The following is a 14,847-nucleotide window of genomic DNA, read 5'->3' on the forward strand; positions in this document are numbered from 1 at the left end:
TCTCCGGTTCAGTGGTTCTCGTAGCGTGGCCAGTCGGCGTATTCCCGCCCACCACGGCGATTCGGTGCGGTCTCGGGCAGCCAGCGCAGTCCGACGATGCTGAGCACGATCAGCGCCGCGAGGTAGACCGCGACCCAGGTGAAGCTGCCGCCAGCGACCACCAGCAGGGCCGAGGCGACCACGGTGAACGGCCCGCTGGCGAGCATCGCGCCGAACTGCCACACCACGGAAACGCCGCTGTAGCGGGCGCTGGACGGGAACAGTTCGGGGAAGTACGAGGCCTGCGGTGCGTAGGTTCCGGCGTGCCCCAGGGCCAGTCCGGCGATCAGCAGCAGCGTGATCAGCACGGTGTTGCCGGTGTCGACGGCGAGGAACGCGGGCACCACGAGCACCAGGTTGAGCACCGCCGCACCCAGGTAGGTGGTGCGTCGGCCGATGCGGTCGGTGAGTCGGCCCCACAGCGGCAGCAGGATCAGCTCGACGATGATCGCGATGATCACCGCGTCCAGCACGATGCTGCTGTCGACGTTCTGCGCCTTGGCGTAGGAGACCAGGAACACCGTGTAGAACGGGAAGACCGCGGCTTCCACGAATTTGGCCAGCATGCCGCCGAAGACTTCGCGGCGGTGTTGCCGCAGCAGCATCTTGACGGGCGCCTGCTGGGGTTCCTGCTGTTGCTTGACCGCGCGGAAGGTCTCGGATTCGGGCACCCGCAGCCGGATGTACAGGCCGATCACCACGACCACGGCGCTGAGCAGGAACGGGATGCGCCAGCCCCAGGAGACGAAGGCGTCCTCGGGTAGTTGCGCTTCGAGGATCGCGAACAGCACGGTCGGGATGAGGTATGCGGCGGGCGAGCCCATCTGCACGAAGCTGGCGTAGAACCCGCGTTTGCCCGGCGGTGCGGCTTCCGCGGTCAGCAGCAGTGCGCCGCCTTGTTCGCCGCCGACGCCGAAGCCCTGGATGAGCCGGACCAGGACGAGGATGACCGCCGCCCACAGGCCGATCTGCTGGTAGGTGGGCATCAGGCCGACCGCGAAGGTGCCGAGTCCGGTCAGCAGCAGCGTGTAGACCAGCGTCTTCTGCCTGCCGAGGCGGTCGCCGACGTGTCCCCAGACGAGGCCGCCGAGCGGTCGGGCGAAGAACCCGACGGCGTAGGTCGAGAAGGCGGCCAGCGTGCCGACCAGCGGGTCGACCTCCGGGAAGAAGACCTTGTTGAACACCAGGGCGGAAGCGGTGCCGTAGATGAAGAAGTCGTAGTACTCCGCGATGGTGCCGATCACCGACGCGATGACCGTGCGGCGCAGCTGTTTCGAGCCGCCGGTCGCGGTGCGGTTCGGATCCGGGCTGTCGGCCCGAGATTCGAGGTCAGTCGGCATTGACTCTCCTCCAAGGTGGGATATCAGCGCTACCATACAAGCACTGGGATGCCACTGGTCAAGGCGGCTCGATAGGGTGTGGGAATGGCACGGACGGCAGGCGACAAGCCCTCGGCGCGGGTGCTGGTGCACCGGGAACTTCGGCAGCGCATCATCACGCTGCAACTGCCGCCCGGACAGCCGCTGTCCGAGAACGAGCTGGCGACCGAGTTGGCGGTCAGCCGCACGCCGGTGCGGGAGAGCCTGCTGCTGCTCGCCGAAGAGGACTTGGTCCGGGTCTTCCCGAAGCTGGGTTCGTTCGTCGCGCGGGTAGATCCGCAGCGCATCGCCGACGCCCAGTTCGTCCGCGAGGCCGTCGAGGTCGCCTCGCTGGCCGACGCGGTGGCCCACCGCACCGACGAGGACTTGGCCGCACTGCGCCGAATCCTGGACGAGCAGCGGGCGGCCGCCGACGATGTCGAGCGGTTCTTCGAACTCGACGAGGCGTTCCACCAGCGACTGCTGGCCGCCGGAGGTCATGCGAACGCGTGGCGCACGGTGGTGTCGGCCAAGGCGCACCTCGATCGGGCCCGGCGGCTCGGCCTGCGCACCGTGAGCCCGGTGTCGGCGTTGATCGACCAGCACGCGGAGGTCGTCGACACCCTCGCCGCCAGCGACCTCGACGCGAGCGTGGCGGCCCTGCGCAGGCACCTGCGAGCGGTCTTCGAAGACGTGGAGCGAATCCGAGCCGAGTCGCCGGAGCTGTTCGTCGACAGCACCGAAGAACGCCCGGTCCGCCGCAGCATCACCGTCCTCCAGTAATCCCCAGCACCGCGCGGCGCGCAGGTCCACGCCAGTTGATCGGTGTTGTCGTGCGGCGGTTGTTGATCGGTGCGGGTAGAAACGGGGCATGGAGGTCTTGAGCAGCCGGTTGATCGTTCGGCCACGGGATCGGGAGCGCTCGTTGCGGTTCTACCGGGACGTGCTCGGGCTGGCGATCGCGCGGGAGTTCCCAGGCGGCACGGTTTTCTTCCTCGGGCAGGGGTTCCTGGAGATCTGCGGCCTGGGCGGGCCGGGACCGAGCCCGGACCAGGTGCTCTGGTTGCAGGTGCGCGATGTCCGGACGGAGTTCGAGCGGCTGCGCGATCAGGGGGTGACCGTGCTGGTCGAGCCCACCCGCCAGCCGTGGGGCCTCGACGAGGGCTGGGTGGCCGATCCCGACGGTCTGCGCATCGCGCTGGTCGAGATTCCCGCTGATCATCCGCTGCGCCTCGACACCCGCGAGCTGTGAAGGTGTTCCGCACCGGCCCCCACTGGCCTGATCATGGGGGGAAAGCGACGTGGGAGGCGGTGCGAGATGGTGGTTCGCAGGCTCGGCGAGTTGACCCGGACGCAGGTCGCGGACCTGGTGTCCGACGGCGGCCCGGTGGTGGTGCTGCCGATCGGATCGATTGAGCAGCACGGCCCCGACCTGCCGCTGTGCACCGATATCGCGATGGCCGAAGCGGTCGTCGCGCAGGCGTGCGCCCGGCTGCGCAACCCGCAGCGGTTCGTGTTGGCACCCGGTTTGCCGTACGGGAACTCGATGCACCACCTGTTCGCGTGCGCGGCGTCGGTGCGCTCGGACACGCTCCTGCGGGTGCTCGCGGATCTGATCGACTCGTTGTACACCAGTGGTTTTCGCCGGTTGTTCTTCGTCAACGGCCACGGCGGCAACGACGAGTGCATGCGCTTGGCGATCAAGGACGGGGTGCTGCGCAACGACATGGTGCTCGGCGCCTGCAGCTACTGGACGCTGTCCGATGTGGACGCATCCGTGATTCCGGGGCATGCGGGCGCTTTCGAAGCGTCCCTGCTGTTGGCGGCGCGGCCGGACCTGGCAGCCGACGAATTCGAGACCCGAACTCCGGGGCCACCCGCAGTGCACCGGGAGCCGTTCGGCCCTGGCGTGACCGTGGTCCGAGCTGGCGACTGGCGCAGTTCCGACGGCTTCACCGACGACCCGGGCGAGGCGACCGCGGACGCTGGTCGCCAACGCCTGGACAAGATCGCCCAACGCCTGGCGGATGCCCTCGAACGCACCGCCGAGATCCCCCTCCCGTCGTGACCACGAAAGCGACGGTTGCGCACCCGTCCAGGTGAGGAGTGAAGGGCACCTTTTACCAAGTAAGTTGGCGAAAGGTGCCCTTCACCCCGTTCCGGTCACTTTGTGGTGCCGCGGAGTTCGGTGGTCGCCTGGGTGTGGTGTCGTGCGTTGTTGTGGCGCCGGGCCAGCAGCGGGTCCAGCCGCTCTGGCGGTCGACTCCGCAGCGGGTGATCACGGCCGGGTGGCGCGGGTTTGGGCTTGGGTGGTGCCTCGGGACGGTGGCTGCCAGGCCCAGGTCTGCACCTCGACGAAGCCCGCAGTTCGGACATCGGCGTGGAGTCCGGCGCGACCACCGGGCAGCCAGCGTTCGTGGGTCGACAGCAGCAGCACGCCGCCGGGGCGCAGAACGCGGCGCAGTTCGGCGAGTGCGGCGGTGCGATCCGGCCACAGCTGGATGTTGTTCACGCTGAGCACCACGTCGAAGGAGGCGTCCGGTTGGCCGGTCGCTTCGGCGGTGCCGTCCAGCACGGTCACGTTGCGCAGCGCCGCGCACCGCCGCTCGGCGGCGTGCCGCATCCGCTGCGACGGCTCGATCGCTACCACTCGGTCCGCCCGCTCGCCCGCCGCCAGCAATCCGATGCCTGGGCCCGGTCCGATCACCAGCACCTGTTCCGCACCGGTCAGCCGGGCCAACCGCACCACCTGCCGCTCCGCCGCCGCGTTGCCGCACGCCATCAGCGCACCGCCCAGGGCACCGAGCAGGCCACGTGGGTGACCGAATGCACGATCCAGCGCGAAACCGGCGAAACCACTCATAGCTCCAGCTCAGCACCGCTCGCCCGGCTGTCGCATCGGGGATGACCCGGAGTTGGGCGCCGAGTACCCGGCGTGTCATGGGACGATGGAGTGAACCCCCGCACCAGTCGACATCCCGCGAGGAACACTGAGTGAGCAGTTTCGCCGACACCACGTTCACGCCCCCGGAGCGAATCCGGAACTTCTGCATCATCGCGCACATCGACCACGGCAAGTCCACGCTGGCCGACCGCATGCTGCAGTTGACCGGCGTGCTGGAGGAACGCGCGTACCGGGCCCAGTACCTCGACCGGATGGACATCGAGCGGGAGCGCGGCATCACGATCAAGGCGCAGAACGTGCGCCTGCCGTGGACCTCCGACGGCGTTGACCACGTCCTGCACATGATCGACACCCCTGGTCACGTCGACTTCACCTACGAGGTCAGCCGCTCGCTGGCCGCCTGCGAGGGCGCGGTGCTGCTGGTCGACGCGGCACAGGGCATCGAGGCGCAGACGTTGGCGAACCTGTACCTCGCGATGGAGCACGACCTGCAGATCATCCCGGTGCTCAACAAGATCGACCTGCCCGCGGCCGAGCCGGACCGGTACGCCGCCGAGCTGGCGCACATCATCGGCTGCGAGCCGGAGGACGTGCTGCGCGTGTCGGCCAAGACCGGTGAGGGCGTCGGCACGGTGCTCGACGAGGTGGTGCGGCAGATCCCTGCTCCCGAGGGGGATACCGATGCGCCGCCCCGCGCGATGATCTTCGACTCGGTCTACGACACCTACCGCGGCGTGGTCACCTACATCCGGGTGGTCGACGGCAAGATCACCCCTCGGCAGCGGATCCGGATGATGTCCACCGGTGCCACCCACGAGCTGCTGGAAGTCGGCATCATCTCGCCGGAGCCCAAGCCTTCGGCCGGACTCGGGGTCGGCGAGGTCGGCTACCTGATCACCGGTGTGAAGGACGTCCGGCAGTCCAAGGTCGGCGACACGATCACCGCCGAGCGCAAGGGCGCAGTCCAGCCGCTCAGCGGCTACCGCGAGCCGAAGCCGATGGTGTATTCGGGGCTTTACCCGATGGACGGCACCGACTACCCGCTGCTGCGCGAGGCGCTGGACAGGTTGCAGCTCAACGATGCGGCACTGGCCTACGAGCCGGAGACCTCGGGCGCGTTGGGCTTCGGGTTCCGCTGCGGCTTCCTCGGGTTGCTGCACCTGGAGATCACCCGCGACCGGTTGGAGCGGGAGTTCAACCTGAACCTGATCTCCACGGCGCCGAACGTCGTCTACCACGTGGAGATGGAGGACGGCGCGGAACTGGTGGTCACCAACCCGTCGGACTGGCCAGAGGGCAAGATCAAGGACGTCTTCGAGCCGGTCGCCAAGTGCACCATCATCGCACCGTCGGAGTTCGTGGGCACGATCATGGAGCTGTGCCAGAGCCGACGCGGGCAGCTCTCCGGCATGGACTACCTGTCGGAGAGCCGGGTCGAGCTGCGCTATTCGCTGCCGCTGGCGGAGATCGTGTTCGACTTCTTCGACCAGCTCAAGTCCCGGACCCGCGGCTACGCCTCGATGGACTACGAGGAGTCCGGCACGCAGGTGTCCAACCTGGTCAAGGTCGACATCCTGCTGCAGGGTGAGCCGGTGGACGCGTTCAGCGCGATCGTGCACCGCGACGCGGCCTACGCCTACGGCACGAAGATGGCTTCGAAACTGCGCGAGCTGATTCCGCGGCAGCAGTTCGAGGTGCCGATCCAGGCGGCGATCGGATCGCGGATCATCGCGCGCGAGACGATCCGCGCGATGCGCAAGGACGTGCTCGCCAAGTGCTACGGCGGTGACATCAGCCGGAAGCGCAAGCTGCTGGAGAAGCAGAAGGAGGGCAAGAAGCGGATGAAGACCATCGGTCGCGTCGAGGTCCCGCAGGAAGCCTTCGTCGCCGCGCTGTCCACCGACGAGTCCAAGGACGACAAAGCCAAGAGCAAGAAGTAGCTCCGCGCCGGGAATAGGCGTTGTCTATGGACTGCATCGAGAACTGGTCTTACCTGTGTTCATGGGGCTCTGACCAGGCATGAAGGCGCCGAATTGTGGTGTGGGACATATTGGGGAAGCCCGTGTCCCGACCCGGCGCAGACTAGCATTCGCCGTCGACAGCGTTACGCGTTGATTCCGTAGGTGCACCGCCGAATGCGGTGTGTAGAAACGTTTTCGCGGGAGGTCGATGGTGAGCGTGGCGCGTGATCGGTTGCCAATTCCGGACCCCGAGCCGCCATCCGCGACCGCGCTCGACGTCCGTGATCAACACCCGGCCTTTCAACCCCGGCAGCCGCTGCGCCCACCGGACGGCGCGCCGAACGTGGTCGTGGTGCTCATCGACGACATGGGTTTCGGCGCGTCGAGCGCGTACGGCGGGCCGTGCGAGATGCCGACCGCCGATCTGCTGGCCGATGAGGGCCTGCGCTACAGCCGGTTTCACGTCACGGCGATCTGCTCGCCGACCCGGCAGGCCCTGCTGACCGGTCGAAATCATCATTCGGTCGGGATGGGTGTCACCACCGAGATGGCCAGTGCGGCGCCCGGCTACTGCGGCATCCGGCCACGCAGCGCCGCGACGATCGGCCAGATCTTGCAGGGCAACGGCTACAGCACGGCCGCGTTCGGCAAGTGGCACCAGACCCCGGCGCGCGATGTCAGTGCGGTCGGCCCGTTCGACCGGTGGCCGACGGGTGAGGGGTTCGACAAGTTCTACGGTTTCCTGTGCGCGGAGATGAACCACTGGTATCCCGTGCTGTTCGACGGCACGAATCCGGTGGAGCCATCGCGCAAACCGGAAGACGGCTACCACCTCTCCGAAGATCTGGTCGATCGGGCTGTCGACTGGGTGCTCGATCAGCGCTGCCTGAAGCCGGACAATCCGTTCTTCGTCTACCTGCCCTTCGGCGCCACGCACGCGCCGTACCACGTGCCCAAGGAGTTCCGGGAGAAGTACCGGGGGAAGTTCGACCACGGCTGGGACGCGCAGCGCGAGATCACCTTGCGACGGCAGAAGGAACTCGGCGTCGTGCCAGGTGACGCGGAGCTCGCGCCGTGGGCCGAAGGGGTGCCGCACTGGGACGAGCTGACCGAGCCCGAGCGGCGCGCCGCGGCCTCGCTGATGGAGCTCTACGCCGGGTTCGCCGAGCACACGGATGTCCAAGTTGGACGGTTCGTGGACGCCTTGCGGGAGTTGGGCGAACTGGACAACACGCTGTTCGTCTACATCCTGGGCGACAACGGCGCTTCGGCCGAGGGCGGTTTGGGCGGAACGCTCAACGAACACCGCTTCGCCAGCGGTTTCCCGGACAGCGCCGAGTTCATCAATTCCCAGGACGCGGCGCTGGGCGACGCCACCACGCATGCGCACTACCCGGTCGGCTGGGCGTTGGCGATGAACACCCCTTACCAGTGGACGAAGCAGGTCGCCTCGCACTTCGGCGGGATCAGGGACGGCATGATCGTGCACTGGCCGGCCGGGATCGCCGAGCACGGCGGGGTCCGCCACCAGTTCCACCACGTGATCGACGTGGTGCCGACGATCCTGGAGGCCGCGGGCCTGCCGCATCCGGTCGAGGTCGACGGTGTCGCTCAGCAGCCCATCGAGGGCACCAGCATGCTCTACAGCTTCAACGACCCCGATGCGCCGGATCGGCATCGGGTGCAGTACTTCGAGATGGTCGGCAACCGCGGCATCTACCGCGACGGTTGGATGGCGGTGACCCGGCACGGCACTCCGTGGGTGATGGTGCAGGACGGGGTGCGCCGCTCGTTCGACGACGACCGCTGGGAGCTGTACGACACCGGTGCGGACTGGACCCAGGCCCACGATCTCGCGACGCGGCATCCGGAGAAGCTGCGCGAGCTCCAGCAGCTGTTCCTCGTCGAGGCGGCCAAGCACAACGTGCTGCCGCTGGACGATCGGATGACCGAGCGGGAGAACCCGCTGGAGGCGGGCCGATTGGACCTGATGGGCCAGCGGCGTTCGGTGACGTTCCACGCCGGTGCCAAGCGGCTGACCGAGGAGACCGCACCGAACGTCAAGAACCGCTCGCACACGTTGACGGCGCTGGTCGAGGTGCCCGAGGACGGCGCGAACGGGGTGTTGGTCGCGCAGGGCGGTCGCTTCGGCGGGTGGTCGTACTACTTCCACGAGGGCAGGCCCTGCTACGCCTACAACTACTTCGGGATGGCGGTGCACCGGGTGCGCGCACCGCAGCCGGTGCCGCCGGGCGAGCACGAGGTGCGGCTGCGATTCGACTACGACGGCGGCGGTGTCGGCAAGGGCGGCACGGCGATGTTGGCGGTCGACGGCGTCGCGGTCGCTGCGGGCCGGGTCGAGGCCACGATCCCGTACTACTTCGCATTCGACGAGACCTTCGACATCGGTGTGGATCGGGCAACTCCGGTGACCGACGACTACCCGGCTGTCGAAAACGCGTTCACCGGCCGCCTGCGCTGGCTGCGCGTCGACCTCGCCGACGACCAGCACACCGACCCCGTCGCCGAACACACCTTCCGCACCGCCCACGACTAGGTGAATTTTTGCAGGTGAGGGGCACCCTTTGCCAAGTAAGTTGGTCAAGGGTGCCCTTCACCATTCACGCGATCGGGTAGATCGAGTTGGGTTCGGGGGAGCATGGAGCGGCGGGAGTTGGAGTACTTCTTGGCGATCGCCGAGCACGGCAGCTTCACGGCCGCCGCTCAGGCGCTGCACGTCGCGCAGCCTTCGCTGTCGCACGCCATCCGGAACCTGGAGCACGAGCTGGGCGGGAAGGTGTTCCACCGGCTGCCGCACGGGGTGGCCCTGACCCCCGCCGGGGAAGCGCTGGTCGAGCCCGCGCGGCAGGTGATGCGTGATCTCAGCACCGCGTCGGCTTCGGTGCGGCAGGTGCTCGGCCTCTCCGCCGGGCGGCTGGAGGTGGTGGCGCAGACGACGCTGGCGGTCGATCCGCTCGCCGAGCTGATCGGTGCTTTCTTGCGGATGCACCCGAAGGTCGAGGTCGCGGTTTCGGATCCCGAGTTGGGTTCGGATGTCACCAGCGCGGTGCGTGCCGGGGAGTGCGAGCTCGGCATGGTCGACGCGGAGCACCAGATCGGTGACCTGGCGAGCATGGTGCTGCGGGGCCGGGAGATCTTCGCCGTGCTGCCGCCGGATGCCGCCACCAGGGGGCGGACGTTGAGTTGCTCCGAACTATCCACATTGGACTGGGTGACCACGCCGCGCGGCACCGCCACCCGCGCGGTCATCGAGGACGCGGTAGGTGCGAAGGGCGCGACGCCGGTGGTCGCCGTGGAGACCGCGCACCAGGCGATGGTCGTTCCGCTGGTGCTCGCGGGCGCTGGCTCGACCTTGCTGCCCCAGTCGATGGCCCAGGACGCCGCCGCTCGTGGGGCGGTCGTGTTGCCGCTGCGCCCGCGCGTGATCAGGCGCGGCGTGCTGTTCTGGCGTCCCGGGCCGCTTTCTCCGGCGGCAGCGGAGTTCGTGCGGATGGCCGAGGCCATCGCCGAACCGCGCCGCTGATCAACCCTGGTGCGACTCCACGAACGCGTACACGTCGGCCTCGTCCACGCCGGGGAAGGTGTCCGAGGGCAGCGCGGCGAGCACGTGCGAATGCGCCCGCGCCGAGGGCCACACCATGCCCTCCCAGCGGCTCGCGAGATCCGCCGGGGGCCGCTGGCAGCACTCGCCGCTGGGGCACTTCGACTTGGAGTGGTTGTTGGTGTCGCGCCCGCGGAACCACCGCGACTCGGTGTAGGGCACGCCGAGGGTGATCGCGAAGTCCCGGCCGCGGCTGGGGTCGACGTGCGCGACGCACCAGTGCGTGGCGCCGGGCTTGTCGGTGTACTGGTAGTAGGTCGAGTAGCGGTCCGGTGAGGCGAACACCTGGCGCCCGGCCCAGTACCGGCACATCCGCTGCCCCTCGATGGCGCCGGTCGGGTCGCTGGGGAAGACCAGTCCGTCGTTCTCGTAGGCCTTGTAGATGATGCCGGTTTCGTCGTTGCGCACGAAGTGGCAGACGAGGTCCAGGTACTGGGTGGCGAGGTTGGTGAAGCGGTGCGCGGCCATCTCGTAGGACACCGAGAACACGTCGCGCAGGTCCTCGACGGCGAGGTCGCGTTCGGTCTTCGCTTCCTGCAGGAACGGCACTGCGGCCTGTTCCGGCACCAGCACCGCGGCGGCGAAGTAGTTGGCTTCGACGCGCTGCCGCAGGAAGTCGGCGAAGTCGCGGGGCTGCCGGTGGCCGAGGTTCAGGTGGCCGAGGGTCTGCAGCAGGATGGTCCGCGGACTGTGCATGCCCAGCGATTCGCGGCGCAGGAAGATCCGCCGGTTCTTCAGGTCGGTCACCGACCGAACCGACCGGGGCAGGTCGGTGACGAACCGCAGCCCGTAGCCGAGGTGGGTGGCGATCGACTGGATCAGTCCCTCCGACAGTGCGCCGCCGTGGTAGCCGACCCGGTCGAGGATGCCCGCGGCGGCCTTTTCGATCTCGGGGAAGTAGTTGCCGTGTTCGCGCATCATGCGGCGCAGCTCGGCGTTGGCCTTGCGGGCTTCCTCCGGCGTGGCGACCTGCTTGGTCTCGCGGCGCTTGAGTTCTTCGTAGAGCGCGAGGACGTGCTCCAGCGCTTCGGTGGGGATGCGCTTGCCGACCTTCAGCGGCGTTACACCCAGCCGCTGGTAGACCGGGTCGAGCTGGGCCTTCTCCACTGCGATCTCCAGTTCGGCGCGTCGGTTCGGCGGCTTCTTGGACAGCAGTTCGTCGACGGAGCTGCCCAGCGCGTCGGCCAGCGCGCGCAGCAGCGACAGCTTCGGTTCGCGATGGCCGTTCTCCAGCAGCGACAGCTGCGACGGCGCCCGTCCGACCCGCTCACCCAGCTCGACCAGGGTGAGCCCGGCGGTGCGGCGCAAGTGCCGCAGCCGCTGACCGAAGACCAGAAGGTCGTGTTCCGTGGAAAAATTGTGGTCTTCTTCGGTGGAGAACTCCGTCATGACGTTGATAATAACAGAAAAATCTGGAAAATTATCGCGGAATTCTTCTCGTGTTTCGCTGGATCAGCGCAAGACTTGGTTGCAGCAGGCCGCAGGGAGATCCCGGGGAGGGGAACATCATGAGCATCCGCGAGCAGGCGAAGCAGGCCATCGAGGAACTCCAGCGCGATTGGGACACCAACCCGCGTTGGCAGGGCATCGAGCGCACGCACTCGGCCGAGGACGTCATCCGCCTCCGCGGTTCGGTGCGGGAAGAGCACACCATCGCCCAGCAGGGGAGCGTTCGGCTGTGGCGGCTGCTGCACGAGACCGACTACGTCAACTCGCTCGGTGCGCTCACCGGCAACCAGGCGGTCCAGCAGGTCCGCGCCGGTTTGCAGGCCATCTACCTCTCCGGCTGGCAGGTCGCCGCGGATGCCAACCTGGCGGGCGAGACCTACCCCGACCAGAGCCTGTACCCGGCCAACTCGGTCCCGGCGGTCGTGCGGCGGATCAACAACGCCCTCAAGCGCGCCGACCAGATCAACTGGTCGGAGGCGCTGGACCCGCAGGGCGGCGCTGGGGAGAGCGAAACCATCCACTGGATGGCGCCGATCGTCGCCGACGCGGAGGCCGGATTCGGCGGTGTGCTCAACGCGTACGAGCTGATGAAGGGCATGATCGCCGCCGGCGCCGCGGGTGTGCACTGGGAGGACCAGTTGGCCTCCGAGAAGAAGTGCGGCCACCTCGGCGGCAAGGTGCTCATCCCCACCGGTCAGCACGTCAAGACGCTGGGCGCCGCCCGGCTGGCCGCCGACGTCGCCGGGGTGCCGAGCTTGGTCATCGCCCGCACCGACGCGCAGGCCGCGACGCTGCTGACCAGCGACATCGATGAGCGCGACCAGCAGTACACCACCGGGGAGCGCACCCCGGAGGGCTTCTACAAGGTGCGCAACGGCATCGAGCCGTGCATCACCCGGGCGCTGGCCTACGCGCCGCACTCGGACCTGATCTGGATGGAGACCTCGACCCCGGACCTGGGCGTCGCGCGCCGGTTCGCCGAGGCGGTCAAGGAGAAGTTCCCGGAACAGATGCTGGCCTACAACTGCTCGCCGTCGTTCAACTGGCGGAAGAACCTGGACGACAGCACCATCGCCAAGTTCCAGCGCGAACTCGGCCACATGGGCTACAAGTTCCAGTTCATCACGCTGGCCGGTTTCCACGCGCTGAACTACGCGATGTTCGACCTGGCCAAGGGCTACGCGGCGGACGGCATGACGTCCTATGTGGACCTCCAGGAGCGGGAGTTCGCCGCGGAGGCCGACGGCTACACCGCGACTCGCCACCAGCGCGAGGCGGGCACCGGCTACTTCGACCTGATCAGCACCGCGGTGAGCCCGGACTCCTCGACCACCGCGCTGGCCGGTTCGACGGAGGCGGCCCAGTTCCACTGACCGGTTGAAGCCGCGGTCGGCGTGCGGCGCCGATCGCCCCCAGACGCACCAGCGGCCCTGTGGCGGGGTGTCGGAGAAACGCAATGGTGCGAGTGGGCGGGAACCCAGGCGTCGGGTTCCCGCCCACGTTTTCCTGCCACGTTCCGGTGATCATCGGCGTCAGCTGTATCTGTGCGGCCCGTTCGCTCCTCTTTATTCGCGAGGACCCGAGAACCATCGGGCAACGCGTGGAAGGAGCGAGTCATGTCGATCAACGTGGGAAGCCGCCGGTTCACCGCGCAGGACCTGGAAACGATGCCGGACGACGGCCGCCGGTACGAGCTCGTCGACGGCGAGCTGCTGGTGAGCCCGGCCCCGGGCTGGCCGCACCAGGAGGCGTTGGGCGAGCTGTTCGTCCGGTTGCGCCAGGCGAGTCCAGCCGAGTTCCGCGTGCTGACCGCGCCGTACGCGGTGCGCCAGGACATCTTCACCGAACTGCTGCCGGACCTGCTGGTCGCCCGACATGCCGACCTCACGTTGCGGAACCTGGCGAAGGCTCCGGTGCTGGCGGTCGAGGTGGCCTCGCCGAGCAGTCGGCTGAACGACGCCAGCCTGCGCAAGGCCGCCTACGCGAGGTTGGGCACCCGGCACTTCTGGCTGGTCGATCCGGATCTCGAAGTGCCGACGGTGACGGCGTGGGAGTTGATCGGTGGTAGCGACTACCAGCGGATCGCGCGGGTCGTCGACGACGAGATCTTCCAGCCGCAGCGACCATTCCCGGTCAGGTTCTCGCCAGCCGACCTGATCGCCGGGTTGCGCCCCTGACGCGGCTGGCCCCTGACGCGGCTGGCAGAGCGGTCGTTGATCGTCCGGAGCCCGAACGGTTCGATGTGCGCAGTCGCTCACGTGGCGGCTCGATGCTCGGATGCGCAGCGGTGGGGGCCGGATTACCGTCGAAAAATGATTGCAGAGCGAGGAATCCCGTTGATCGCGGCGCCGATGGCGGGCGGCATCTCCACACCGGAACTGGCCGCGGCGGTGAGTGCGGCGGGCGGCCTCGGCTTCCTGGCTTCCGGGAACCTCTCGGCGGACGCGCTGGCCGCCGAGATCGCCGCCTGTCGCGCGCTCACCTCGGAGCCGTTCGGGGTGAACCTGTTCGTCCCGAGTGCGCGGCGCGACCTCGATCTCGCCGACTACGGCGCTCGGGTCGAGGCGGCTGCCGCGCGGCACGGCGCCAAGGCGGGCGCGCCGAACTGGGACGACGACAACTACCCGGCCAAGGTGGAGTTGGTGGTCGCCGAGCGGATCCCGGTGGTGTCGTTCACCTTCGGGGTGCCCGACCGGTCCATTGTGGAGCGGCTGCACGAGGTGGGAACGGAGGTGGTCATCACGGTCACGACACCGCAGGAGGCGAGGGCGGCCGCGGATCTGGCGGCGGATCTGCTGTGCGTGCAGGGCATGGACGCGGGTGGGCACCGCGCGGTGTTCCACGACGATGCGGAGCTGCCCGGCGGTGGGCCGCTGTTCGGCCTGCTGACGGCGATCCGCCTGGTCCAGGCCGAGGTCGATCTGCCGCTCATCGCGGCGGGCGGGGTGGTGCACGGCGCGGACGTGGCGGCGGTGCTGTCCGCGGGTGCCGTGGCGGCGCAGTTGGGCACCGCGTTCCTGGTGTGCGACGAGGCCGGTACGACATCGACCCAACGCGCCGAAATCGCCGCCGGGCAACGGGAAACCGCGTTGACGAGGGCGTTCAGCGGACGCCCGGCGCGGGGGCTGGTGAACCGGTTCATGGCCGACAACGCTGCCGCGCCAGCGGCGTATCCGCAGGTGAACAACCTGACCAGGCCGATGCGGGCGGCTGCGGGCAAGGCAGGAGATCCGGAGCTGCTGTCGCTGTGGGCGGGCCAGACCTACGCCCAGGCGCGGCCGATGCCCGCTGCCGAACTGGTGCACCGCCTGATGGTGGAGGCGCGCCGAGCCTTGGCGCACGCCACCGCCCGGCTGTAGCGCTCACCGAGATCGCGCTGCGATCACCGAACATCGCCGCGCGCGGCATTCACGGGGAAGGAGGGGAAGCATCGAGGAAGCAGTGAACTTCGGGTGGGCCGCGTGCCGGGCTGGCATCTTCGGCCCCGGTTCTCGGGCCGCCGATGGTCTGGAA

At 68.5% G+C, this 14,847-nt stretch carries 12 protein-coding genes; 9 read left to right on the plus strand and 3 right to left on the minus strand.

From position 1 onward, the window contains the following. Positions 1 to 8: 8 nt before the first annotated feature. Entirely contained in the window at positions 9 to 1,379 is a 1,371-nt protein-coding gene (locus ACTWQN_RS10780) for an MFS transporter (protein ID WP_443203250.1), read from the minus strand. Between the two features lie 84 nt (positions 1,380 to 1,463). Between ACTWQN_RS10780 and ACTWQN_RS10785 the strand changes: the two genes are divergently transcribed. The 3 genes from ACTWQN_RS10785 to ACTWQN_RS10795 all read left to right on the plus strand — a co-directional run bounded on the left by ACTWQN_RS10785 (position 1,464) and on the right by ACTWQN_RS10795 (position 3,465). After that, a complete protein-coding gene (locus ACTWQN_RS10785) occupies positions 1,464 to 2,180 on the plus strand; it encodes a GntR family transcriptional regulator (protein WP_443203251.1) in 717 nt (238 codons plus the stop codon). 88 nt (positions 2,181 to 2,268) lie between these two features. Then, positions 2,269 to 2,649, plus strand: a complete 381-nt coding sequence (locus ACTWQN_RS10790) for a VOC family protein (protein WP_443203252.1) — start codon at positions 2,269 to 2,271, stop codon at positions 2,647 to 2,649. A 66-nt stretch (positions 2,650 to 2,715) separates the two neighbouring features. Next, on the plus strand, positions 2,716 to 3,465 hold the full coding sequence (locus tag ACTWQN_RS10795) for a creatininase family protein (protein ID WP_443203253.1): 750 nt from the start codon (positions 2,716 to 2,718) through the stop codon (positions 3,463 to 3,465). A 210-nt stretch (positions 3,466 to 3,675) separates the two neighbouring features. Here ACTWQN_RS10795 and ACTWQN_RS10800 read toward each other — a convergent pair whose 3' ends face one another. Continuing rightward, on the minus strand, positions 3,676 to 4,260 hold the full coding sequence (locus tag ACTWQN_RS10800; protein WP_443203254.1) for a class I SAM-dependent methyltransferase: 585 nt from the start codon (positions 4,258 to 4,260) through the stop codon (positions 3,676 to 3,678). A gap of 131 nt (positions 4,261 to 4,391) precedes the next feature. Between ACTWQN_RS10800 and lepA the strand changes: the two genes are divergently transcribed. The 3 genes from lepA (at position 4,392) to ACTWQN_RS10815 (ending at position 9,807) form a co-directional block, all read left to right on the plus strand. Further along, complete coding sequence (gene lepA / locus ACTWQN_RS10805; protein ID WP_443203255.1) at positions 4,392 to 6,242, plus strand: translation elongation factor 4; 1,851 nt, start codon at positions 4,392 to 4,394, stop codon at positions 6,240 to 6,242. Between the two features lie 229 nt (positions 6,243 to 6,471). Continuing rightward, positions 6,472 to 8,820, plus strand: coding sequence for an arylsulfatase (locus ACTWQN_RS10810; protein ID WP_443203256.1), 2,349 nt, complete (start codon positions 6,472 to 6,474; stop codon positions 8,818 to 8,820). A 102-nt stretch (positions 8,821 to 8,922) separates the two neighbouring features. Further along, complete coding sequence (locus tag ACTWQN_RS10815; protein WP_443203257.1) at positions 8,923 to 9,807, plus strand: LysR family transcriptional regulator; 885 nt, start codon at positions 8,923 to 8,925, stop codon at positions 9,805 to 9,807. Here ACTWQN_RS10815 and ACTWQN_RS10820 read toward each other — a convergent pair whose 3' ends face one another. Continuing rightward, the gene (locus ACTWQN_RS10820) at positions 9,808 to 11,274 is read right to left on the minus strand and encodes a helix-turn-helix domain-containing protein (protein WP_443203258.1); all 1,467 of its coding nucleotides are present in this window, start codon (positions 11,272 to 11,274) and stop codon (positions 9,808 to 9,810) included. Between the two features lie 119 nt (positions 11,275 to 11,393). Between ACTWQN_RS10820 and aceA the strand changes: the two genes are divergently transcribed. The 3 genes from aceA (at position 11,394) to ACTWQN_RS10835 (ending at position 14,693) form a co-directional block, all read left to right on the plus strand. Then, positions 11,394 to 12,707, plus strand: coding sequence for an isocitrate lyase (gene aceA / locus ACTWQN_RS10825; RefSeq protein ID WP_443203259.1), 1,314 nt, complete (start codon positions 11,394 to 11,396; stop codon positions 12,705 to 12,707). Between the two features lie 243 nt (positions 12,708 to 12,950). Next, a complete protein-coding gene (locus ACTWQN_RS10830; protein ID WP_443203260.1) occupies positions 12,951 to 13,511 on the plus strand; it encodes a Uma2 family endonuclease in 561 nt (186 codons plus the stop codon). Positions 13,512 to 13,646: 135 nt separating this feature from the next. Further along, the gene (locus ACTWQN_RS10835; RefSeq protein WP_443203261.1) at positions 13,647 to 14,693 is read left to right on the plus strand and encodes an NAD(P)H-dependent flavin oxidoreductase; all 1,047 of its coding nucleotides are present in this window, start codon (positions 13,647 to 13,649) and stop codon (positions 14,691 to 14,693) included. Positions 14,694 to 14,847: the final 154 nt, after the last annotated feature.

Source organism: Saccharopolyspora antiqui, assembly GCF_052246905.1.
In the GTDB taxonomy this organism is placed as follows: Bacteria; Actinomycetota; Actinomycetes; order Mycobacteriales; family Pseudonocardiaceae; genus Saccharopolyspora.

Coding starts and splice junctions, on each gene's coding strand:
- ACTWQN_RS10780 (WP_443203250.1), bottom strand. CDS start 1,379: ATGCCGACTGACCTCGAATCTCGGGCCGACAGCCCGGATCCGAACCGC.
- ACTWQN_RS10785 (WP_443203251.1), top strand. CDS start 1,464: ATGGCACGGACGGCAGGCGACAAGCCCTCGGCGCGGGTGCTGGTGCAC.
- ACTWQN_RS10790 (WP_443203252.1), top strand. CDS start 2,269: ATGGAGGTCTTGAGCAGCCGGTTGATCGTTCGGCCACGGGATCGGGAG.
- ACTWQN_RS10795 (WP_443203253.1), top strand. CDS start 2,716: ATGGTGGTTCGCAGGCTCGGCGAGTTGACCCGGACGCAGGTCGCGGAC.
- ACTWQN_RS10800 (WP_443203254.1), bottom strand. CDS start 4,260: ATGAGTGGTTTCGCCGGTTTCGCGCTGGATCGTGCATTCGGTCACCCA.
- ACTWQN_RS10810 (WP_443203256.1), top strand. CDS start 6,472: ATGGTGAGCGTGGCGCGTGATCGGTTGCCAATTCCGGACCCCGAGCCG.
- ACTWQN_RS10815 (WP_443203257.1), top strand. CDS start 8,923: ATGGAGCGGCGGGAGTTGGAGTACTTCTTGGCGATCGCCGAGCACGGC.
- ACTWQN_RS10820 (WP_443203258.1), bottom strand. CDS start 11,274: ATGACGGAGTTCTCCACCGAAGAAGACCACAATTTTTCCACGGAACAC.
- aceA (WP_443203259.1), top strand. CDS start 11,394: ATGAGCATCCGCGAGCAGGCGAAGCAGGCCATCGAGGAACTCCAGCGC.
- ACTWQN_RS10830 (WP_443203260.1), top strand. CDS start 12,951: ATGTCGATCAACGTGGGAAGCCGCCGGTTCACCGCGCAGGACCTGGAA.
- ACTWQN_RS10835 (WP_443203261.1), top strand. CDS start 13,647: ATGATTGCAGAGCGAGGAATCCCGTTGATCGCGGCGCCGATGGCGGGC.